Genomic DNA, 21,545 nt, shown 5'->3' on the forward strand with positions numbered 1-21,545 from the left:
GACTGTGGAATCGGCCAGGAACTGCTACTTTTGAAGCGGCGGCTCGCTTGGAAGGGCGTACCCATCCGGTGAGGACCGCAGCGTGATGGCTAGGAGCCCTTTTTCGAGATGATGCGCTTTGCGGCGGCGTTGCGTTTGGCGGCGATACGGCCGAGGGCGACCTGGATGGGGAAGATATCCAGTTCCTCCGGGTCGTAATCGTCGAGCCATCGGCAGATGTCAGCATGTTCCTCGTGCGTGGGATCGGACCTGGCATCGAGCACTTCGTAGAAGCCGCTAATCCCGCCGCAATCTTCGGGCGGGCAATTGCGCTCGCCGATGATGAAGCGCGGGTAGGCTATGGCCGGGTCGCCCTGGCGAACATCACTCAGGGTCAGCGTGTGCTGCCAGTCGTCACCAAAGTCGTAGGAATAGGCGATCGTGGTGGTGCCCGGGGAAAGGACATCACGCAGACGAACCCGCGAGGCATTTTTGGGCGGCGGAGTGCCCCAGTCGTCATCCATCGGGATACCGTATGCCTGGCCGTCGATCATCATCTCCCAGAGATGATAGTCGAACCATCCCATCGCGGCCTGGACGATGTCATGCAACACCTTGAGGGTGATCGAGGTCGGCACCTCGACCTGCCGCCAGATCGGCGGATCGCTGTCCTTGAGGTCGATGCGCAGCGTGGCGATTTGCGTGAAGCTGTCGATGGCCGTGGGCCTGTGCATGGATCGAGCGGTCATGCCGCCTGCGATAGCACTCCTGCGTTCGCACGCCAGTTCCAGGGCAGCAGTTCGTCGATCCGGTGGGCAGGATGTCCGGCGATGCGCTCGAGGACGTCGGCCAGCCACGCCTGCGGATCGACTTCGTTGAGCCGGGCCGTCTGGATCAGCGTGTAGAGCACGGCGGCACGCTGTCCGCCGCGGTCAGAACCGCAGAACAGCCATGCCTTGCGGCCAAGCGGTACACAGCGCAGCGACCGCTCGGCGGCGTTGTTCGTGATGCAGATCCGGCCATCATCGAGGAAGCGGGTGAAGGCATCCCAGCGCCGGAGCATATAGTTGATGGCCTTGGCCAGATCGTGGCTGCGCGACAGCTTCGCGAGCTGCGCGGCGAGCCAGGCGTGCAAATCCGCCATCAGCGGCGCGCTGCGTTCCTGCCGGAGTGCAACGCGCTCGGCTGACGTCTTGCCATTAATGCCGCGCTCGATCTCGAACAGGGCATCGAGGCGCTGCACGGCTTCCAGCGCAATCGGGTAGATCATGCCGGTGCGTTCGCCGCGGCTCCTCCTGCGTGCGGCCCCCTCAACATCGGCCAGTTCGAAGAATTTGCGGCGTGCATGCGCGAAGCAGCCCGCCTCGATCACGGGCGCCGGCTGACGACCGGGCGCGTAAAGCTCGTTGTAGCCGCCATAGGCATCGGCCTGCAGGATCCCTGCCCAGGACGCCAGATGCGCCCGTGGATGCTCACCGCGCCGATCGCGGGAATAGTGGAACAAGGCTGCGGGCGGATCGGAACCGGCGAAGGGCCGGTCATCGCGCACATAGACCCACAGGCGCGCCGTATCGGTCTTGCCCTTCGCCATGACCGGCACGGTCGTATCGTCGCCATGGATCCGGGCTGCATCCAGCACATGGGCTTCGATCCGCCGGTAGAGCGGCATGAGTGCGAAGGCGGCGGCACCGACCTGGTCGGCCAGGGTCGAGGTGCTGAGCGCTACGCCTTCGCGGGCGAAGCGCTCGGCCTGCCGGTTGAGGGGCTGGTGCTGACCGTACTTCTCGAACAATAGCATGGCGAGGAAGCTGGGTCCGGCCCATCCGCGCGGCACGACATGGAACGGCGCCGGGGGCTGCGTAATCGTCTCGCAATCCCGGCAGGAGAACTTCTCTCGCACCGTCCGGATCACCTTCCACTGGCGCGGGATTACTTCCAGCGTCTCGGTGATATCCTCTCCCAGCTTCGACAGGCGCGCGCCGCCGCAGGACGGGCACGAACAGGGCGCGGGAATGACGATGCGTTCGCGGGGCAGATGTTCGGGGAACGGCTTGCGGCTCGGGCGCTTGCGTTCGAACGCGGCGACCTCGCTCGTCTTCGCCGCAGCGGCTTCGGCAGCGCAATCATTCTCGCAGGCATCGGCCTCGAGATCTTCAAGCTGCAATTCCAGCTGGTCGATCAGGCGGCAGCTGCGTTCGGCGCTGGCACCATATTGCTCGCGCCGCAGCCTGGCGATCTGCAATTTGAGGTGAGCGATCATTGCCTCGATCGCACTCTCGCGGGCTCTGGCCTTGGCAAGGCGGGCCTCGGCATCATCGGCGCGCGAGAGCGCGGCGGCCAGCAGCGCCTTAAGCGCTTCAACGTCGTCCGGCAGGGGCGATGCGACCGTGTCCATAAGCGGCATGGAATCACAGATCGGCCTTCGGTCAAAGCTCAAAATGCGCCAGCCAACGAAGAAAATGCAGCCCCTATCCGGCGCTTTGCGGACGCCAGGAGTATTGCGGGTTACGCCAGTCGATCCCCTCCAGCAGGCAGGACAATTGGGCATTGGTCAGCGAGACGATGCCTTCCCGAGCCGTGGGCCAGACGAAGCGACCCTTCTCGAGCCGTTTGGCATAGAGCGACATGCCGATGCCGTCGTGCCAGATGATCTTGATCAGCGATCCCGTCCGCCCTCGGAACACGAACAGGTCGCCGCCATGCGGATCGCGCTTCAGGCCCTGCTGAACCTGCAAGGCCAACCCCTGCATGCCCTTGCGCATGTCCGTGTGGCCCATCGCGATCCAGACCCTCGCGCCCGATGGGATCATCGCAGCGCCTTCAATGCCGCCGAAACCAGCGTAGCAGGTGCAGACGAGGAGATGCGCACTTGCCGACCATTGCAAAGATCGACCGTGATCGCGGCGCACGGATCATGATCGGCAGGCTGCTCGTCATCGGCGAGCACGGCCTGGGCGAAAGTCATCTCCGGTACCGGCAAGGACGCAGCTGCCGACTGTTCGCGCAATTTGCGACGCCATGTGTAGATCAGGCTGGTCGAAACGTCCCGCCGCCGGGATACATCGGCAACGCAGGCGCCCGGCGCAAAGGCCTCGGCGAGAATCTCAAGCCGCTCCTCCTCGCTCCAACGCCGCCGACGCTCCGGCCCCGTCATCAACGTGATCTGACCCATGCTCCGCTCCTAAGCTCGCTCATACGAGCGCTCTTAAGACCGGTCGTTCACTCGCCAGACAAGGCGGGCCTCACCGGATGGGTACGGAAGGGCTCCCCTATCCGTGATTGCTTCCATTGCACTTACGACAAGCAGGAAGTCCGGGATGAGGTTTTCACCCTCCTATCGGAACAGGATTTCACCGTCCAAGCCACGATTATGGAAAAGAGCAAAGCGCAGCCACAAACTAGAACCACCGAAGATAGATTTTACCAGTATGGCTGGCTTTATCACTTGAAGCACTCGTCGCCCAAATTTCTCGGCCCTAATGACAGCATTCAAGTCACCGCTGCGACGATAGGCAAGAAAGCAAAGCGCGTCTCGTTTGAAGATGCAGTTCGCGACGTCTGCAAGCAAATCATACCAAAGAAGCGAGTTCGGACTGCGTTCTGGCCCGCTGAAACAGACCCTTGTTTGCAAATTGCGGACTACTGTTGCTGGGCGATACAAAGGAAATGGGAGAAAGGTGACAGCCGTTCATACGACCATATCGCCAAAAAGGTGAACTATGAGTTCGACCTTTGGTCCCACGGCAAACATCATTATTTTTGAAGGTGCGGCCGCACTTCCCAGCTATCTCTCGAAGTGCCCGAGGGCCCTTATCGCCAGACGCCAACCGCACCTCAACCTTTATTCCACAATGAAACAGAACACAAGCTGAACCGCTTCTGCCTGACTCATATCCGCTTCAGTTCGCCGTAACAGGCCCCCCATAAGTGAGGCGTTTGCCGACGATGCCGCGAAGCGCATTCCCAGCGCGGTCGGTATCATTGAAACCCAGCTTCGCACGGTTGTTATACCGGAACTCATATTCGGCCAGATAGCGGTGCAGGTGCTGCTCACCGCAATGCTGGTAGATACCCTTCATGCCGCGCTTGAAGATGCTGAAATAGCCCTCAACCGTGTTGCTGTGGATCGTGCGATCTTCAAGGTTCACATATTCGCCGCGACCGTGGCTGGTTGTGCCGTGGGCCGCAAAGAACTTGCCAGCATCACGATAGCCGCTGTGCCCGTCCGTCATGATCCGCGCTTCGCGTTCCACATTGGCAATCACCAACGGCATGAGGGTTTCGGCCTTCACATCGTCAATGACCATCGTGCGGGCCTTGCCGGTTTCCCGATCCACCAGCGCCAGAACCTTCATCTTGTGATGGAAGGCGCGGCGCTTTTCCATGCCCTTCTTCTTGCCGATGAACGTCTCGTCCACTTCGACCGTGCCGCCATTGCCGCCCATCAAGGTCGTGTCGCCATCGCGCATCGCTTCACGAATGCGGTGCAGGAGAAACCATGCGCTCTTGTAGGTGATTTCCAGCGTGCGGTGCAGCTGGTGGGCGCTGATACCCTTCTTGCTGCTCGTGACGAGGTAAACCGCCTGCAACGCCTTGTGGAGCGGCAGACGCATATGCTCGAACACCGTGCCGATCTTGACGGTGAACTGCTTCTTGCAGTCGCCGCAGCGGTGCAGGCCGTAACGAATGCGCTTTTCAGGGTTTGCCTTGACCTTCGTGATACGATCCATGCCGCCACAATGGGGGCACACCGGCTGTCCACCCCAGATGATACGCTCTAGGTGGCTGAAGGCAGCTTCTTCACCATGGAACTCAGGACGGGAAAGGGCAGACATTTCAATAACTCCGTTGATGCCATCCTTATAGCATCAAGCGGTGTGTTTGCAAAGTATATAATCGCCTCAGGAATACCGCAGCCAGCAATGCGGTCAGCAACGGGCTGGTGAACAGAATGGCCGTGGTATCGACAAGCGGCATCATGCCGACCGCCGTGACGAAAGAGGCAGTCGCAATCGCGACCCCGCTACCGCGCATCAGTTGTACCCACGGATTGCGCACGCGAAAGCCCAGCGCCCCCTCGCGCCACCACAGCGCCGCGCCCAGCCCCACCGCGCCCAGCGAATAGCGCCACGTCGCCAGCGCGGTCGGCGCCCATGCATCGGCCACGAGTTTCCACACGCTGTCGCCCATCGACAGCAGGACATACCCGAGGATGGCGAACAGCACGCCCATCCGTTCGTCTTGGTGCAAGCTGTTGCTCCCCTGCATGCGCCGCCCCGCCGTAATGGCTTGCGAATGCCAAAGCCAGCCGCGCCTTTCGCAACGTGGTTAGCGTTTTCTTAAGCGAATTGCCCGATGACCGGTCAGAAGGTATCCTTGGCACGACCAACGGGGGCGTCAAACGTGCGGCTTATCATCCAGATTCCTTGTTTGAACGAGGCAGAGCATCTGCCGGTGACGCTGGCAAAGCTGCCGCGTCAGATCGCGGGGATCGACAGCATCGAAGTGCTGGTCATCGACGATGGCAGCAACGACAACACCGGCGACATCGCGCGCCAGTGGGGCGTGCAGCACATCGTGCGCCACCGCCGAAACCGGGGCCTTGCCGCCGCGTTCCAAAACGGCGTCGACCGGGCCTTGGCCGCAGGGGCCGACATTATCGTCAACACCGATGCAGATGGCCAGTACGAAGGGGAGGACATCGTCCACCTCGTCCAGCCGATCCTGCGCGGCGAGGCCGACATCGTCGTCGGCGACCGGGGCGTGGCCGACAACGCCCATTTCGGCCCGTTCAAGCGCCGCCTGCAACGGCTGGGCAGCTTTGTCGTGCGCCGGGCATCGGGCACCACGATCACCGATGCGGTCAGCGGATTTCGCGCGATCAGCCGGGAAGCAGCGCAGCGGATCACCATCACGACCGAGTTCAGCTATACCACCGATATGCTGATCCAGGCGGGCCGCAAGCGGCTGGCCATCGCCAGCGTCCCGATCCGCACGCACAAGACGGAGCGCCCGTCACGCCTGTTCAAGTCGATCCCGCGTTTCATCACCCATACCGCAATCACGATCACGCGCGCCTATACCACGCACAACGCGCTGCGCGTTTTCGTCGGGATCGGACTCGCCATGCTCGTTCTGGGCGCGCTGCCGGTCCTACGCTTTACGTGGTTCTATCTGAACGGCGAGGGCGATGGCCACGTCCAGTCGTTGGTCATCGGCGGATCGCTGATGATGATGGGCACGCTGGTCAGCGTGATGGGTATCCTTGCCGACCTGATCGCCACCAACCGCAAGCTGATGGAACAGACGCTGTTCAAACTGCGCAAGCTTGAGGAAAAGCTGGGCGAGACAGAGAGCGATGCGCAAGGCCAGCAAGAGGCCGATACAACCCCCGACCTGATCGCAATCCCCACCCGCCGGAGCCGCTGAATGCCCTCTATCGCGGGCCTTAACCGCCCGGCGCGCGCGATCAGATCGGTCTTTCGCGATGCGGACAGTGCGTTCTGGCCCCTTGCCGGAATAGCGATCCTGCTGATCGCGCAGGCGACGATCATCGTTACGCGCGCCATCAACTGGGATGAGTTCATCCACTACGGCATTCTGATTGATATGGTTTCGGGGCAACGTGTCTCAGCCCTGCAGACCCTGTGGCAGCGAGTTTTTGCGTGGCTACCCACAATGCCTGGCGATACGATAGATCGTATTCGATATGGCCGCGCAGGGATGCTGGCGTTCGAGCTGCTGACGCTGACCATGATCGCCGCCATAGCGCGCCGCTTTACCGATCATTCCGGAGCGGCCATGGGCGCCCTTGCATGGCTGTCAGCCGGCTACGTCTTGCAGCATGGCTTCTCTTTCCGAGCCGACCCGGTGGTTACGGCAACTTTGACCACAGCACTGGCAGTGCTGGCGTGGCGCAAGCTTGACGCAATCACCGCGTTGATCGTTGGCGCCCTTCTGGGCGTTGCGGGCATGCTGACGATCAAGGCCGTGCTCTATGCCGCCGCTTTCGCGGGACTAGCATGCCTTCGGTGGACCGAAGCGGAACGCAAGGCGAGCGCAACGCTAACGCTGCTGGCGATTCCAATTCTCGCGGCTCTTACCTTTGCGCTTATCCATGAATTGCACGCGTCGGCTATTGCTGGACAGGTGCGCGGCGCAAGCGCGATAACCAGCGCAAGCAGCACAGCGCTGGCCGACAACGCGTGGCACTATGTTTTCTTCATTGGTCGCCCTAATAATTTAGGTTTCGTGGTCGGTGCCATTAGCACCGGGCTGGGTCTATTCGCTATGATCCTGGCCTTTCCATTCGCGCTGAAAGGGCGTTCATTACATCAGAGGATTGCACTGATCGGCATGATCGCCATTGTCGCGACGCCCGCATTTTATGAAAACACCGCTCCCTATTATTATACGTTCATGCTTGCGCCCGTCGCGATCGCCTGCGTCGTGTCGATCGATCTGGCACGGCGCAAAGTGCCAGCGATGGTAATCTCAGCGCTCTTGATGTCGCTGGCGATCAGCGTATTTGCGCACGAGAACCGCAAGATTATCAGCCATCAGAAGCGGATCGATGCGGTGGCGACTTCGCTGTTCGACGAACGGGTAGCCTACTTCGACCATGCCGACGCTCTGCCAGGCTTTGACAAAATGAATCCTTTCATGTCGCCGTGGGGCATCAGAGGGTACTTGGCCAATGGCCGCCCGATCTATAGCACGGCGATGCGGCAACGGCCTGTGCCGCTCCTCCTGGCCAATTGGCACCCATTCATCAGCGTTTTCGCAGGCGAAGAAAAATACTTCTTGCCCGAAGATGCGAAAGCTATCCGCGAAAATTATGTTCAGTTCGAAGGGCCAGTCTGGCTGGCAGGAAAGACGGTACCTGCCCATGGCAGCAATAATAGCGAAGTGTTGGTCCCCGGCCCCTACACCCTGCGCGGGGGAGCACTGACGATCGATGGCGTAGTGAGGAAAGAAGGAGATGTCCTCAACCTTGATCGCGGCCATCATATGCTGGTCAATTCGGGTGGATCTGCGGCCAGCATTGTTTACGGAAACCGCCTAGAAGCCGTAGACTCCCTCAACTTTTCCGGGACATGGATCGATTTTTAATGGCGTGGCAACCCAGCTCTCGCGCGTCGATCGTCTGGCCTGCTACCGGCCTCATGCTGATCGTTCTTTTGCAGATCGTTCTGGTCTATTCCCGCGCAATCAACTGGGATGAGTTCTTTCATTACAGCTTGATCGCCAGTCACGCCCGCGGCGAAGCTGTATCGCTGCTGCAGACTCCATTTGTGCCGCTATTTGCCTGGGTTCCCACTTTGGATGGCCTCCCCACCGATCATGTTCGCTTGATACGCTGGATGATGATCCCTTTCGAAATGGTCACACTGGCTGCCGTGTTCGGCGTGGCACGGCAGTTGGTGCCGACACGGGCCGCACTGGTCACGACGATGGCGTACGCAGCAGGCGGCTACGTCTTTAGCCAGATGCTGGTACTGCGCGCCGATCCCATTGCTACCGCGCTGCTCATGACGGCGTTGTGGCTGACGTTTCGACGCGAAACCAATATTGCTTCGGTATTACTCAGTGCGGTGTTGTTCGGAATTGCCATGGCCTGCACGATCAAAAGCGTGTTCTACGCTTTCCCAATTACAGGCGCACTAATGTACCGCCGAGCGAATTTCGTCCCTTGGATGCGCTGCTCAACCATCACACTGCTTACAATCCTCGGCGCTTTGGTTCTAGTCCTCATTGTCTTGCCAGTCGACCGCACTTTATCGAGTGGTCCCTGGGCGCAAGTCCATGTCCTGGCTATGCAATCGTGGGAGCGGATGTTCAGCGGCGGATTGTTCCCGAACGGCATTTACTTGATAACGCAGATCGGCAAGGCTTTATATCTGCCAGTGCTGCTGGGCCTTGGCGTGTTTTTTCTCTGGCAACGGGAACGAGCGTGGCCTGATCGTGCAGCGTTGTTTCTATTTCTCGTACCGCTGCTAACCGTTGCTTTCTACCGCAATTCCTACCCCTATTATTATGTCTTCGTGCTGGCTCCAGCTATGGCCGTGGCAGCGGTGGCCGTCCCTCTATTGACCGAACGCTACGGGTTGAAGATGGTGACGCTCGTTATCGCGGGTAATGCCGCAGTCCTCGCAATTAGCGACGATCGGCAGACTGCGCGCGCGCAGGACGAAGTTGTCATCGCCGCACATCAAATCTTCAGCAGTCCGGTCGCCTATTTCGATAATCATGGCATGATCGGAGATTTTCAGCGTGCGGTGCCGATATTCGCATCGGGCTGGTCGCTGGCAGACTATCACAGGGCAGGTCGCCCAGCCTATGCCGAAGCGATGGCGCGGCAGCCGGTGCCGATGTTGATCCCGACAGCAGCGTTAAGTTTTGCGGTGTCTGACATTACCGAACCTGCCAACCAGGTGCTGCTGCCCGAAGACGCGATGGCGATCCGCGACAACTACATCGAGCATTGGGGGCCGATTTTTGTAGCCGGCAAAAAGATCGCATCTGGCAGATCCCTGCGAGAAATCCACATTGCCATCCCCGGACCCTATACCGTGGAAGATGGGGCACTTATCATCGATGGAAATTTGGTTCCTGTTGGCGGTGTCACAGTCTTATCGCGCGGCCACCACCGAATAATGCCCTCACGCGACACCGACGCAATACTTCGCTGGGGCAATCACCTGCCTATGCCAATTAATGACCCACCGACCGCGCCAATCATGAACGGCTATTAAAGAGTTATATCGTATCCGTGGCTGCCTGCACTGAGTGATTGATTGCAATAATCATTACCGGCTGGCATAATTCGTATCAAGCCACTGGCGATAGCTACCATCCATGACCTGTCGCCACCATACTTCGTTGGATAGATACCAATTCAGTGTTGCCCGAAAATTCTCGGCAAATCCATATCGTGCACGATAACCAAGTTCGCCGTTTATCTTGCTTTCGTCAATTGCATACCGACGATCATGCCCGGGACGATCGGTCACATGCTTTTTTAGGCTAGACGTTGCCAAACCCTTTGCCGCGGGCGAATCGGGAAAGCGTGCCGCCAACACGTCGTCGCTTTCAAAAGCCTCATCCATTGCCTCGCAAAGCGTTTCAATAACGGAGAGGTTCGCCATCTCTTCGCCGCCACCGATATTGTAGCATTCGCCGACCTGGCCACGTTCGATTACTAGGTCGATACCGCGGCAATGATCCTCGACATAAAGCCAATCCCTGACCTGCATACCGTCGCCATATATCGGCAGATCGCGCCCATGCAGTGCGTTGATAATAAAAAGGGGGATTAACTTTTCGGGGAATTGAAACGGACCGTAGTTATTCGAACAATTCGAGACCGTTGTCTGCAATCCGTATGTGTGATGATAGGCGCGCACGAGGTGGTCGGATGCGGCTTTGCTGGCGGCATAAGGCGAATTGGGCGCATAGGGAGTCGTCTCGTTAAACGCCGGATCGTTCGGACCTAGCGTACCGTATACCTCATCAGTGGACACGTGGTGAAAGCGGTGAGGCCTGCCCGAACCACCATCGAGCCACGCAAGTTTCGCTTGCTTCAACAACTCGTGAGTTCCTACGATATTCGTATCAATGAAATCGTCTGGCCCGCTTATCGAACGGTCAACATGCGATTCCGCCGCGAAGTGGACGATGGTGTCGATGTCATGCTCTCGCATGATAGCGCCGACCATGTCGCCGTTACGGATATCGCCGACGCGGACGTCAACGCTGCCTATGCCGTCAAGATTGTGCATGTTGCCGGCATACGTAAGCCCATCGAGCACAACGATCTGGTCATCCGGATGGGAATCGCGCCAATACCGCACGAAGTTAGAGCCAATGAATCCGGCCCCACCGGTAACAAGAAGCTTGCTCAAGATTTCTGGTCCTTCCAATTTTGGATAACTGTGCGCAGTTCATCTTGCCAGTGGCGCGAGGCTCGGCCCAAAATGTCCCATGTGGATTGCTTATCAAGAACGGAAAAAGCCGGTCGGCGTGCCGACTGTGAATATGTCGACGACGGAATTGGGACGACGGAGGCCGGCTCCTCAATTAAACCGAACGATTTCGCTTCGTGCGCGATAGCACATGCAAAGTCGTACCAGCTGCACACCCCGGCGTCCGTGTAATGATAAATTCCAGAGACATCTGCCAACAAGATCGCCCAGATCGCATCGGCCAAGCCCTGCGCATGAGTCGGCGATCCGACCTGATCGTCCACCACCATCAAGCGGTCACGTTCTTTCAAAAGCCGCAGCATAGTTTTGACGAAGTTTGCACTGTCTGCGGAATAGACCCACGATGTGCGGAGAACGACCGAGTCAGCAAGTGCTAATGCATGACCCTCGCCATCGCGCTTCGTCCGGCCGTAGACACTGATCGGATTGGTTGGCGCCTCAGGTCGATACGGGATAGACGACTTGCCATCGAACACGAAATCGGTGGAAATATGGATCAGCCGTGCATTGGTCGAACTGCACGCTGCGGCAATATTTGCAACCCCACGGTCGTTTATCGCACGAGCTAGATCGGGCTCGTTCTCGGCGCGATCAACGGCAGTGTAAGCAGCGCAATTGATGACAACATCGGGTCGTTGTTGCGCAATAACGAGCGCAACAGCCGTCTCGTCGGTGATATCCAGGGAAGCGCGCTGGCAAGCAATTGCCTGGACACTGGCCGGACATCGCCTCACCAACGCCAATGCGACCTGCCCCCCGCCCCCAGTGATCAGCGCCTTGGTCACGGCAACTGCGTAGCCTTCAGCGAGAGTGCCGCACTGTCTTTAGTCGAAAGCGTCGGTTCGCTCCCGTTCAGCGGCCATTCGATGCCAATCGTACTGTCGTCCCAACGAATTGAGCCCTCGTCCGCGGGATCATAAAACTGCGTGCACTTGTAGAGGAAATCCGTTCCGTCCTGCAAAGTAAGGAATCCGTGCGCGAACCCCGGCGGCACCCACATCATCCGGCGATTGGTAGCACTCAGTTCAACGCCGATCCATTTGCCGAATGTATCGGAACCGGGTCTGATGTCCACGGCCACGTCGAATACCGCCCCGCTAACTACGCGAACCAGTTTTCCTTGAGGCTTCCGTCGTTGGAAGTGAAGTCCGCGCAAGACACCGCTTACCGATCGACTATGATTGTCCTGAACGAAGTCGAGTTCGAAGCCGAGAGCGGAAAAAGACTGGCGATTCCAGCTTTCCATAAAGAATCCGCGATCGTCGCCAAACACCTCAGGTTCGAAAATGACGACGTCCGGCAATTTGGTCGGGATAACTTTCAACGTTACTTCTGCTTCAACTGATCCAGTAGATATTGCCCATAGCCGCTTTTCCTTAACGGATCGGCAAGCCGCTCAAGTTGCGAATCGTCAATAAAACCTTTGCGCCAGGCGATCTCTTCGGGACAGGAAATCTTCAGCCCCTGCCGTTCTTCCACAATACGAACATAGGTTCCGGCATCGAGCAGCGAGCCGTGCGTTCCGGTGTCGAGCCAGGCATAACCCCGACCCATCAATTCGACGGAAAGGTTTCCCGCTTCAAGATAAAGACGATTGAGGTCGGTAATTTCCAATTCACCCCGCGCTGAGGGCTTGACCTGTCGGGCGAGGTCCACAACCTGATTGTCGTAAAAATAGAGTCCGGTCACGGCATAGTTCGACTTGGGCTCAGTCGGCTTTTCCTCGATAGTCTGCGCCTTCCCCCCATCATCGAACGACACCACGCCATAACTTCTGGGATCGCTGACGTAATAGCCAAACACCGTCGCACCCGCTGTTCTGCTATCGGCCACTTCCAGTAAGCTGGGCAAACCGTGCCCGTAAAAAATGTTATCGCCTAGAATGAGGGCGCTGGGGCGATGACCCACGAAGTCGGCACCAATATGAAATGCCTGCGCCAATCCTTCGGGTCGTGGTTGAACGGCATATTCAAGTGACATGCCCCAGCGCTCGCCGTCACCCAACAGACCTTTAAACGCATTCTGGTCCTCCGGCGTCGTTATGATGAGAACCGATCGAATTCCGGCCAGCATCAGAACTGATAGAGGATAATATATCATCGGCTTGTCGTAGACCGGCATTAACTGCTTGCTGACTGGCAGGGTTAGCGGGTGCAAGCGCGTTCCCGATCCGCCGGCCAAAATAATGCCGCAACGTTCAACCCCTGACATCCGAACGAATCCTCACTAATCATCGACCCAGTGCGAAATTGCCGCAACCCGCTGCGAAAAGATGCGAAACGCAGGTCTACAGACGGCAGGACACCCTTCGGGCCAAGTTGTGGCTGGGCTTATGCCGACTGGACAGAGCGCTCGCAAGCGCGATAACCGCGTTCTCTCGGCAATCATCGTTTGCCGGTTTTATGCAGAGAAAGCCTGGAAGGCACATCGCCAAGTGCAAATACTTTTGTGGGGCACATACGATCTTACGAAACCCCGCGTTCGGCTGATGCGGCAGGCCCTTCAGTCGTGTGGGGACCTCAGCGAAATTCACACCAATGTCTGGACAGGGGTAGAAGACAAGAGCCAGTTGCGTGGCTGGAGGGTGGCCTGGGCTGCTCTGCGTTGGTTGACCGCCTACCCGCTATTGATCCTGCGCTTTATGCTTACGCCGAAGCCAGATGTCGTAGTCGTCGGATACATGGGACAGGTCGATATGCTGATTCTCGCACCATTGGCCAGGCTGCGCCGCGTTCCAATCATATGGGACGCTTTCCTATCGTTATACGATACCGTTGTGCACGACCGAAAGCTGTTAGGATTGCGACATCCCCTAGCCCGCCTGATTTTTGCGCTGGAGCGCCGCGCTTGTAATGCGGCTGATGCAGTTGTCCTCGACACGTCGTCCCACGCGCAGTCGTTTGGCGAATTATACGATCTTGACGACGCCAAGCTGTTCGCAGTCTTTGTTGGCGTGGAACAAGACGTCTTCGCCAAGACAGCACCCGCCGCTCTTCCCGAACGGGCCGATAGCCACATCCGCATACTTTTTTACGGACAATTCATTCCACTCCACGGTATCCAAACCATCGTCGAGGCAGCGAGGCTGACCCGTGACCGACCCTTTCGCTGGCACCTGATCGGACAAGGCCAAGACGCAGCAGAAGTTCGCGCGATGCTGGAAGACGACTCATTTCCGAACCTCGAATGGGAACCCTGGGTACCGTACGCGCAACTGATTGATCGAATTTCCGAATGCGACGTGTGCCTTGGGGTCTTCGGCATATCGGACAAGGCCTCGCGCGTCATTCCGAATAAAGTCTTTCAAACGCTGATGTCCGACAAGCCCTTGATCACTCGCGACAGTCCGGCCATGCGTGAACTCTTTTTGGACGAAGACAGTGCGGTGGCATTGGTACAGCCAGGCGATCCGCAAGCGTTGGTAGCGGCAATAGAGGGATTTGCAGCGGCTTCGCCCGTTCCTGACAGACAGGCGTTGCGCCAGCGGTTTGACGCGACTGCCCTTACCGACGGCTGGATGGCTATTGTCTCGGCAGTTGCAGGCCGTAAAGTGACGTAATATTAACCTTGTTCGATCTAGCAGTCGTGCGTGATGGAGCCGAGCGTTAACATGCAGATCGATATTTTGCTTGCCACCTATAACGGTGCGGCGTTCCTGCCCGAACAGTTGGGATCGCTGCTGTCGCAGACGCACACCGACTGGCGCCTGCTTGTGCGCGACGATGGATCGACCGACGGCTCTTTGCAGATCGTAAAGGACTGGGCACGCGATAACGACGTCGATTGCAGAGTCGTTGATGAGGGCACATCCAATATTGGCGCCAGCGCCAGTTTCGGCAAACTGCTAGAGGCATCCAGCGCGCCCTATTTCGCTTTTTGCGACCAAGATGATGTTTGGCTTCCAACCAAGCTAGAAAAAACATTGAATGCGATCCAAGACGCCGAAGATACGACGATCGGCCCAGTGCTCGCTTATTGTGATTTGGTAGTCGTCGACCGCAATCTTACCGAAATTGCGCCATCGTTCAGAGAGTTCTGTTCGATCGGCACCATTCCGACCGAACGAGCGATCCGCAAATTGGTCGTGCAAAACACGGTAACCGGCTGTGCGACAATGGGTAATGCCGCTTTGCGCGAGACCGCAATCCCTGTCGCGACTGAAGCCCGGATGCACGATTGGTGGCTCGCCCTGGTAGCATGTCAATTCGGCACCATTATCGAGATCAACGACGCCCTCATTCTCTATCGGCAGCATGGCAATAACACTCTTGGGGCGAAGAGGCTGGATTTCGCTGGCAAAATACGCCGGATTCTGGCTAGTCCTATCAAAATCTGGAGCGTCCAATCGGCGAATCGTCGCGCGCAAATGGACCAGGCACGAGCATTTCATAACCGTTTTGCCGACCGGCTTGACGACCATGCAAAACAGGTCTTGGCAGGGTACGCCAACCTCGAATCCATGAGCCTAATAGCGCGGCGGCGGTTTATTCTTCAGCACCGTTTTCGGCCGCAGACACCGCTCTCCCGCTTGGCTGAGCGTTTACTGACATGAGCGAACGCCTGATCGTCTTTGCGCACTTCGACGCAGCCGGTACACTCCCGAAATATGTGCGATACCATCTGCAAATGCTTAAGAAATATGCAAGGCGATTGATTGTCGCCTCAAATTGCGCGCTGCAGGATGATGACCGGGCATATCTTTCAGAGATCGGCACCGACCTATTGGAACGTAAAAACATTGGCTACGACTTTGCGGCATGGCGCGATGCCCTCGGTGCAATCGATAAATCTTCATTCGATGAGATCGTCCTGACCAATTCCAGTGTTGTCGGACCCTTGCGCGACTTGGGTCCGATTTTCACAGAAATGGCCGGACGGAAGTGTGATTTCTGGGCCCTGACCCAAAGCAACTCCGGTGGCAGAGCCCACTTACAAAGCTATTTCCTGTCATTCGGCCCGCGCGCACTCAGAAGCGATGCATGGCGCGATTGGTGGGATCGTGTCGAAGACCTTATCGACAAGCGAGAAGTCATCTCACGTTACGAAATTCGCCTTCGCGACCATTTTGCCGCTGCCGGTCTTACTGGAGAAAGCTATATCGCACCGCCAAGACGCCGCGACATGTTCCGTTGGTTTCTTCGGCGACAGAACTCGGGCATACGGCTCACACCTGCACCGCGCTATTGGACAAGCGCCGTGATCCACTCTCCGGTCGAATTGATCAGGCAGGGTCTTCCTTACCTGAAAGCTTCTTTGTTATGGGGCCATAATACCCGCCAAGGCGTCCCGCTGGCCGAATTGATGGCCGAGTCGGGCCTCGACTATGATTGGTCTTTGATCGGCGCCCATAATTCCACAATCGCAACGCTACAAGTATGAGCGATCACCCATCGATCCCGCTAACGACCACCGGCAATTCCACTCGACCCGGCCAAGTCCCATCACCAACACTTCGAACGGTAGTACGGTCCAGTGGATGGAGTGCGGTGGACCTGCTGGTCCGAACCGGGGGGCAGTTTGTCATAACGGTCATATTGGCACGCCTTCTGGATCCGCGCGACTTCGGTCTCTGGGCCATGGCAATGATACTGTCGATCATGGCAACAACTCTGATAGCGACCGGTATCAGTACGTCACTACTTCGCAATCACAACTCGACCGCCGAAGAAGAGAGCACGTTAATGTGGCTCGGTTGTCTCGCTAGTATCGTGTTAGCTGGCGCAATCTACCTTCTTGCCGATCCAATTTCATCGTTTTTCGGGCAAGGATCGCTGTCGCATCTCATCGCTTTGGCGGCCTGCACCGTTATCATCGCGGCACCCTCAACGGTGCCGACAGCCATCCTGACCCGAGAACTGCGGTTTGGAAAGATGGCGATCGTAAGCATTCTCTCGGTAATGGCAGGTGGCGTGATCGGCATCGGAATGGCTCGTGCAGGTCGGGGAGCAGAGGCATTCGCTGGCATGGCTATCGCAATGGCGCTTGTTCAAACAACGGGCTTGCTGATTGCCGCACGCTGGTGGCCACGTGGATTTCGACTGAGCGCCGCCCGAGAAGCGCTGCACTTTGGCAAATGGATGAGTATGTCGGCAGGGCTGGAGATGGCTTACACGCAGGGGACGACCGCATTGCTGGGTAGGATCTACGGCGCGGGCGATGTAGGCCTTTTCGGTCGTGCGTATTCGCTGCAACAAACAGTGCAGACGTTAATCAGTGGCCTTGTCGGTCGCATGGCGATGCCAGTTTTCGCTGCGAACGGCCATGATCGCGACCGTATGCGCCGCGGGATGGAATTGGCGTTAAGATTGACCATGCTGATCAACTTGCCTGCTATGATCGGCCTTGCGCTGGTTGCCGACTTGATAATCGATGTACTTTATGGATCGAAATGGGCATCAGCCGCGCCGCTGCTCTCCATCATTGCGATCGGTGGCGCGCTCTTCCCGCTCAACCTGCTTAATGTCCAACTCCTCGCGGCCACGGGACATGGTCGGGCGTTCTTCCGCTTGGAACTACTCAAAAAGACATTCGGATTCACTGCGATTGCAATAGCCAGCCAAATTGGATTGCTCTATATGGCCGGTGCCCTGACATTGGCATCGCTGTTTTCAGTATATGCCAATTCCCGCCAAACAGATGCACTGATCGGATATCCGTTGGTTCGACAGCTTCGCGACCTATCGGACCTGCTAATGCCGATTTTCGCGCTAGTAGCCTCGGTCCTCCTCCTACGCAGTTTTACAACCATGCAACCTGTCACAGAGCTGATCGCGTGCGTGATTTTGGGCGCAGCGACCTACTTCGCAGTGGGATTTATTGCCCGGGCCACTTCATTCAAAAACCTTGAAAGCTCAGTGCTAACCGCGTTGCGAGCAGCAAGCTGATGGCGGATTCTCCGGCTGCGACTGGCCAGCACTTTGTGTTCTGGGCTCCCTCTTATGATGAGAACATCGGGGGGGTAATCGCGATCCATTCCATGTGCGCACGCATGAGAGAGCTTGGGTATAAGGCCAGCATATGGCCAGCATATCTCCAATTCCCACACGACTACGCGTCCGCCAAAGGGTGGATCAAGCGCAAAATGGTTCCAGACGACTATAGTTTCGGACCTTTCACCAACCCCACGGCGGGCCTTCGCCAACTTCGCAATGCCGTCGTGGTCTATCCCGAGACCGTTTTCGGCAATCCATTGCAGGGCAAAAAGGTGGTTCGCTGGCTCTTGTATCGCCCCACCGATGCAGCAGCCGCGACATTTGATATGTCGCGAGATTTTTTCGCCTATTATATGCCTGAGTTTGCTGGCGGGAATGTAAATCAAAAAAAATTCACTCATCTAAGAATACAGCACTTGCACGCAGCATATCAAGACAAAGGGTTAGATCGCACAGGCGACTGCTATCTAATCCACAAAGGTAAAAATCGTACATACGACAAGCATCCCAAGAATGCGATCTACATCGACAATATGAGCCATGAAGAAAAGGCTAATGCTTTTCAGACTTGCGATAGGTTATACTCTTACGACTTTTACTCCATGAACAATATATATGCCTCGATTTGCGGTTGCGTGCCTATAATAATCCCCGAAGATGGCGTGAGCGAACGAGAATGGATGAGCGAAGAGCACCGACGCTGGGGGCTAGCCTACGGCGAAGATCGAATTGATTGGGCCAAGTCAACCAGAGGCAAACTTTTGGAACGAGTGCACCGATCTCATTTAGAAGAAAATAGTATGATAGTGAAATTTGCAGCATCATGTTTTGAATTTTGGCATTAATATAATGTTATCATTGTCAATAATGCAGCCATACCTATTCCCATATCTGGGATATTTTCAGGTCATCAATGCTTCGGATATTTTTTTTAGCTACGACAACGCGCAATACATGAAGGGCGGTTACGTAAATCGTAACAAAATTCATCCTTCTGGCGGAACAAGCTGGTTCGCCCTTCCTGTTTCGAGTTCACCTGTAAACACCCCCATTAACCAGAAGTCGTACGCTGATCGATCCAAACGTGACAGCCTTTTGCAAAGGCTGCAAAATTGCTATCGCAAAGCGCCCCATCAGTCAGATATCGTCAATTTAGTAGATCTTTGTTTGACCCACCCTTCTGACAATGTTGCGGAACTCAATACCTATAGTATAAAGCAAATTTGCGCATTTCTTGGAATATCAACCCCTGTCAGAAACGTGTCGGAAATCAACTTTCATGGGAATTCCGGGCAAGACAAGGTCCTGTCTATTTGCAAAGCGCAGAATGCAGGCGCTTACATCAATCCAATCGGCGGCGCGGGCTTATATGATCGCTCTGCCTTCGCGACGCACGGCATAGAATTGCAATTCCTCAAAAGCCATTTGCCGCGCTATCAGCAGTTTGGTTCTGACTGGTTTCCTTCGCTAAGCATCATTGATGTAATGATGTTCAACAGCGCGAGTGAGATCCGTGAATTGCTCGAATGCTATGATCTCGCCTGACCCGCCCTCGCCCATCGCCATTCATGGGGCCCCCCGCTCGGGAACGACCTGGCTTGGGCAAATTTTCAATTCCCACCCCTCATGCGCGTATCGCTACCAACCGCTTTTTTCTTACGCCTTTAAGAACCGGATCGATTTCAATAGTTCAGAACAAGCAGCCAAACAATTTTTGCACGATTTGCTCCACACCGAGGATCAGTTTGTTTTACAAACAGGTGAGGCAAGCCTTGCCCAAGGAAGTCCGAAATTCGAAAAAGATCCTGCGCCTCAATTCTTAGCTTATAAGGAAGTCCGCTACCATCAGTTGCTCCCGCACTTGATGTCGATCGTCCCAGAATTGCGCCTAGTAGCGATCGTACGTGATCCACGCGATGTTCTACGAAGTTGGCGAGCAGCCCCGAGGGAATATGCGGCGGAGTGGAACTTCGCCTCAGAGTGGGACTGCGCGCCGAGCAAAAATGCAGGTCAGGCTGAAAATTTTTACGGGTATTCTGGCTGGAAGGACAGCTTACAAATATTTCAAAGGATGACGGAGAATCATCCTGAAAGAGCTATAATCGTACGCTACCACGACCTGAAGAATGTGCCTTCGGAGACCACGCGACACATTTTCAACTTTTGCGGCATGAACTTTTCCGACCAGACATGCGACTTTTTGCGCGCATCTACGACGACAAAGGGAGAGTCTGACCCGTACGGAGTATATCGAAACAATTCAGATGCCACTGCCCATGCGGCACTCGATTCTGAAATCGAATATGCGGTACTGACAGACGTCAAGAAAGAGCAACTGGACTTCTATCTGGACCCAAATTGATTTTTTGCCAATCCTCGCACAAATTTCGTGGTAGGGAAGCGCAAGCTCTTTGACCTCGCTTCGTACCATCGGCAAAAAGGCCCTTATGACAAGTAAGAAGTTCAGCAGAGGCCCCACCATTAATCTGAGCGCTGCGCCGCAAGCTGACCCTATTTACGTCACCAAACCCTATCTCCCGCCGCTAGACGAATTCGTCGGAAAACTGCAGGAAATCTGGGAAAGGGGCATTCTTACAAACAACGGACCAGTAAACTGCGAGTTGGAGTCTCGACTCGAATTGGCACTCGACGCAAAGTCCGTCGCGACAGTCTCAAACGGCTCAATTGCTATCGAGCTTGCACTTGAAGCGGCGGGCCTTACAGGCGAGGTTATAACGACCCCATACAGCTTTGTCGCGACCAGTCATTCAATCTTACGCGCAGGACTGACCCCCGTTTTCGCTGATCTAGGCGCAAACAGTTTCAACATCGATCCAGAAAAAGTGGAGGCCGCCATCACAGGACGGACATCGGCAATCTTGGCCGTCCACTGCTATGGCCAGCCATGCAACGTCGATGCGTTAGGAGACATTGCCAAGCGTCACAACCTAGCGCTCATTTACGATGCCGCACACGCATTCGGAGTCAGGCTAGACGGCCGCAGCCTCTTCGAATATGGCGATTATTCAACGATCAGCTTCCACGCAACAAAGGTATTTCACACGTTCGAAGGCGGTGCGATATGCGTCAACGATCCTGTAGCACGTGACCGCATCAACAGCCTTCGCAACTTCGGTATCACAAGCGAAACAACCATCCCTTATGTTGGGACGAACGCCAAGCTCAATGAAATCAGCGCAGCTATGGGTTTGCTTCAACTCGATCATTTTGACTATGTTCTGCAGAGCCGGGCGCATGTCGCGCAATTTTACCGTAATGCACTGGCTGATATAGATGGTATTGTGATTCCTGATACGATTCGTGGCGTTCAACAAAATTATGCCTATTTCCCGATCATCATTACGTCTTCTTACCCTGAAGCACGCGATGATCTGTATGAAAGGTTGAAAAGGTTCGGCATCTTTACGCGCCGCTACTTTTATCCATTGCTGTCATCGTTAACTATGTACCGAAATTTCCCTTCGGCTTATCCAGCGAACTTGCCCAACGCAATTCAGATGGCGGACCGTGTCTTGTGTCTTCCATTTTATCCCGATCTTTCCGATACAAATCTCAGCCGCATCGTCGACATGATCCGAAGGCCACAAACCGGTCGCTGACCAGCCCGGCGTTTTCATTTTGTAAACCA

22 protein-coding genes are annotated in these 21,545 nt (G+C 56.3%); 12 read left to right on the plus strand and 10 right to left on the minus strand.

Going from position 1 to position 21,545, the window contains the following annotated elements; translation table 11 throughout:
- Positions 1-89: 89 nt before the first annotated feature.
- The 4 genes from AB433_RS09445 to tnpA all read right to left on the minus strand — a co-directional run bounded on the left by AB433_RS09445 (position 90) and on the right by tnpA (position 3,151).
- Positions 90-728, minus strand: coding sequence for a plasmid pRiA4b ORF-3 family protein (locus AB433_RS09445; RefSeq protein WP_245626563.1), 639 nt, complete (start codon positions 726-728; stop codon positions 90-92).
- Positions 725-2,374, minus strand: a complete 1,650-nt coding sequence (gene tnpC, locus AB433_RS09450) for an IS66 family transposase (RefSeq protein WP_047823140.1) — start codon at positions 2,372-2,374, stop codon at positions 725-727. Before tnpC ends, AB433_RS09445 begins: the two co-directional genes overlap by 4 nt.
- Before the next feature lie 73 nt (positions 2,375-2,447).
- A complete protein-coding gene (tnpB, locus tag AB433_RS09455; protein ID WP_047819776.1) occupies positions 2,448-2,789 on the minus strand; it encodes an IS66 family insertion sequence element accessory protein TnpB in 342 nt (113 codons plus the stop codon).
- The gene (gene tnpA, locus AB433_RS09460) at positions 2,786-3,151 is read right to left on the minus strand and encodes an IS66-like element accessory protein TnpA (RefSeq protein ID WP_047819777.1); all 366 of its coding nucleotides are present in this window, start codon (positions 3,149-3,151) and stop codon (positions 2,786-2,788) included. The genes tnpB and tnpA overlap by 4 nt, the downstream gene beginning before the upstream one ends.
- Positions 3,152-3,349: 198 nt before the next feature.
- Between tnpA and AB433_RS09465 the strand changes: the two genes are divergently transcribed.
- Positions 3,350-3,742 carry a hypothetical protein gene (locus tag AB433_RS09465; protein ID WP_053059092.1) on the plus strand — a complete coding sequence of 131 codons (393 nt, stop codon included), beginning with the start codon at positions 3,350-3,352 and terminating at the stop codon, positions 3,740-3,742.
- 136 nt (positions 3,743-3,878) lie between these two features.
- On the opposite strand, the gene AB433_RS09470 is transcribed toward AB433_RS09465, so the two are convergent.
- Both AB433_RS09470 and AB433_RS09475 read right to left on the minus strand, forming a co-directional pair.
- Positions 3,879-4,814 carry an IS1595 family transposase gene (locus AB433_RS09470; RefSeq protein WP_047820824.1) on the minus strand — a complete coding sequence of 312 codons (936 nt, stop codon included), beginning with the start codon at positions 4,812-4,814 and terminating at the stop codon, positions 3,879-3,881.
- Between the two features lie 25 nt (positions 4,815-4,839).
- Positions 4,840-5,229 (minus strand): EamA family transporter, encoded by a 390-nt coding sequence (locus AB433_RS09475; protein WP_169749332.1) that lies wholly within the window; start codon positions 5,227-5,229, stop codon positions 4,840-4,842.
- A gap of 153 nt (positions 5,230-5,382) precedes the next feature.
- Here AB433_RS09475 and AB433_RS09480 point away from each other — a divergent pair, with 153 nt between their 5' ends.
- The 3 genes from AB433_RS09480 to AB433_RS09490 are packed head-to-tail and all read left to right on the plus strand — an operon-like array spanning position 5,383 to position 9,734.
- On the plus strand, positions 5,383-6,408 hold the full coding sequence (locus tag AB433_RS09480) for a glycosyltransferase family 2 protein (protein ID WP_047823760.1): 1,026 nt from the start codon (positions 5,383-5,385) through the stop codon (positions 6,406-6,408).
- The gene (locus tag AB433_RS09485) at positions 6,409-8,091 is read left to right on the plus strand and encodes a hypothetical protein (RefSeq protein WP_047820825.1); all 1,683 of its coding nucleotides are present in this window, start codon (positions 6,409-6,411) and stop codon (positions 8,089-8,091) included.
- Positions 8,091-9,734 (plus strand): glycosyltransferase family protein, encoded by a 1,644-nt coding sequence (locus tag AB433_RS09490; RefSeq protein WP_047820826.1) that lies wholly within the window; start codon positions 8,091-8,093, stop codon positions 9,732-9,734. Before AB433_RS09485 ends, AB433_RS09490 begins: the two co-directional genes overlap by 1 nt.
- A 54-nt stretch (positions 9,735-9,788) precedes the next feature.
- Here AB433_RS09490 and rfbB read toward each other — a convergent pair whose 3' ends face one another.
- From rfbB to rfbA, 4 genes are read right to left on the minus strand one after another with little or no spacing between them, the layout of a single operon-like run.
- Positions 9,789-10,883 (minus strand): dTDP-glucose 4,6-dehydratase, encoded by a 1,095-nt coding sequence (gene rfbB, locus AB433_RS09495; protein WP_047820827.1) that lies wholly within the window; start codon positions 10,881-10,883, stop codon positions 9,789-9,791.
- Complete coding sequence (gene rfbD / locus AB433_RS09500; RefSeq protein ID WP_047820828.1) at positions 10,880-11,749, minus strand: dTDP-4-dehydrorhamnose reductase; 870 nt, start codon at positions 11,747-11,749, stop codon at positions 10,880-10,882. Before rfbD ends, rfbB begins: the two co-directional genes overlap by 4 nt.
- Positions 11,746-12,288 carry a dTDP-4-dehydrorhamnose 3,5-epimerase gene (gene rfbC, locus AB433_RS09505; RefSeq protein ID WP_047820829.1) on the minus strand — a complete coding sequence of 181 codons (543 nt, stop codon included), beginning with the start codon at positions 12,286-12,288 and terminating at the stop codon, positions 11,746-11,748. Before rfbC ends, rfbD begins: the two co-directional genes overlap by 4 nt.
- 2 nt (positions 12,289-12,290) lie before the next feature.
- A complete protein-coding gene (gene rfbA / locus AB433_RS09510) occupies positions 12,291-13,175 on the minus strand; it encodes a glucose-1-phosphate thymidylyltransferase RfbA (protein WP_047820830.1) in 885 nt (294 codons plus the stop codon).
- Between the two features lie 397 nt (positions 13,176-13,572).
- On the opposite strand from rfbA, the gene AB433_RS09515 reads away from it, so the two are divergent.
- The 8 genes from AB433_RS09515 to AB433_RS09550 all read left to right on the plus strand — a co-directional run bounded on the left by AB433_RS09515 (position 13,573) and on the right by AB433_RS09550 (position 21,516).
- Positions 13,573-14,523 carry a glycosyltransferase gene (locus tag AB433_RS09515; RefSeq protein WP_245626629.1) on the plus strand — a complete coding sequence of 317 codons (951 nt, stop codon included), beginning with the start codon at positions 13,573-13,575 and terminating at the stop codon, positions 14,521-14,523.
- Between the two features lie 51 nt (positions 14,524-14,574).
- Positions 14,575-15,516 carry a glycosyltransferase family 2 protein gene (locus tag AB433_RS09520; protein ID WP_169749334.1) on the plus strand — a complete coding sequence of 314 codons (942 nt, stop codon included), beginning with the start codon at positions 14,575-14,577 and terminating at the stop codon, positions 15,514-15,516.
- Positions 15,513-16,343: a rhamnan synthesis F family protein gene (locus tag AB433_RS09525; protein WP_047820831.1), complete on the plus strand. Its 831-nt coding sequence runs from the start codon at positions 15,513-15,515 to the stop codon at positions 16,341-16,343. The genes AB433_RS09520 and AB433_RS09525 overlap by 4 nt, the downstream gene beginning before the upstream one ends.
- Positions 16,340-17,848 (plus strand): oligosaccharide flippase family protein, encoded by a 1,509-nt coding sequence (locus tag AB433_RS09530; protein ID WP_082134865.1) that lies wholly within the window; start codon positions 16,340-16,342, stop codon positions 17,846-17,848. The genes AB433_RS09525 and AB433_RS09530 overlap by 4 nt, the downstream gene beginning before the upstream one ends.
- A complete protein-coding gene (locus AB433_RS09535; protein ID WP_047820833.1) occupies positions 17,848-18,741 on the plus strand; it encodes a hypothetical protein in 894 nt (297 codons plus the stop codon). The genes AB433_RS09530 and AB433_RS09535 overlap by 1 nt, the downstream gene beginning before the upstream one ends.
- Positions 18,742-18,763: 22 nt before the next feature.
- Positions 18,764-19,441 carry a WbqC family protein gene (locus tag AB433_RS19935; RefSeq protein ID WP_169749335.1) on the plus strand — a complete coding sequence of 226 codons (678 nt, stop codon included), beginning with the start codon at positions 18,764-18,766 and terminating at the stop codon, positions 19,439-19,441.
- On the plus strand, positions 19,428-20,258 hold the full coding sequence (locus AB433_RS19940; protein ID WP_082134866.1) for a sulfotransferase family protein: 831 nt from the start codon (positions 19,428-19,430) through the stop codon (positions 20,256-20,258). Before AB433_RS19935 ends, AB433_RS19940 begins: the two co-directional genes overlap by 14 nt.
- A gap of 85 nt (positions 20,259-20,343) precedes the next feature.
- A complete protein-coding gene (locus AB433_RS09550) occupies positions 20,344-21,516 on the plus strand; it encodes a DegT/DnrJ/EryC1/StrS family aminotransferase (protein WP_047823765.1) in 1,173 nt (390 codons plus the stop codon).
- The last annotated feature ends 29 nt before the right edge of the window (positions 21,517-21,545 follow it).

Origin of the sequence: Croceicoccus naphthovorans (genome assembly GCF_001028705.1) — a bacterium.
In the GTDB taxonomy this organism is placed as follows: Bacteria; Pseudomonadota; Alphaproteobacteria; order Sphingomonadales; family Sphingomonadaceae; genus Croceicoccus; species Croceicoccus naphthovorans.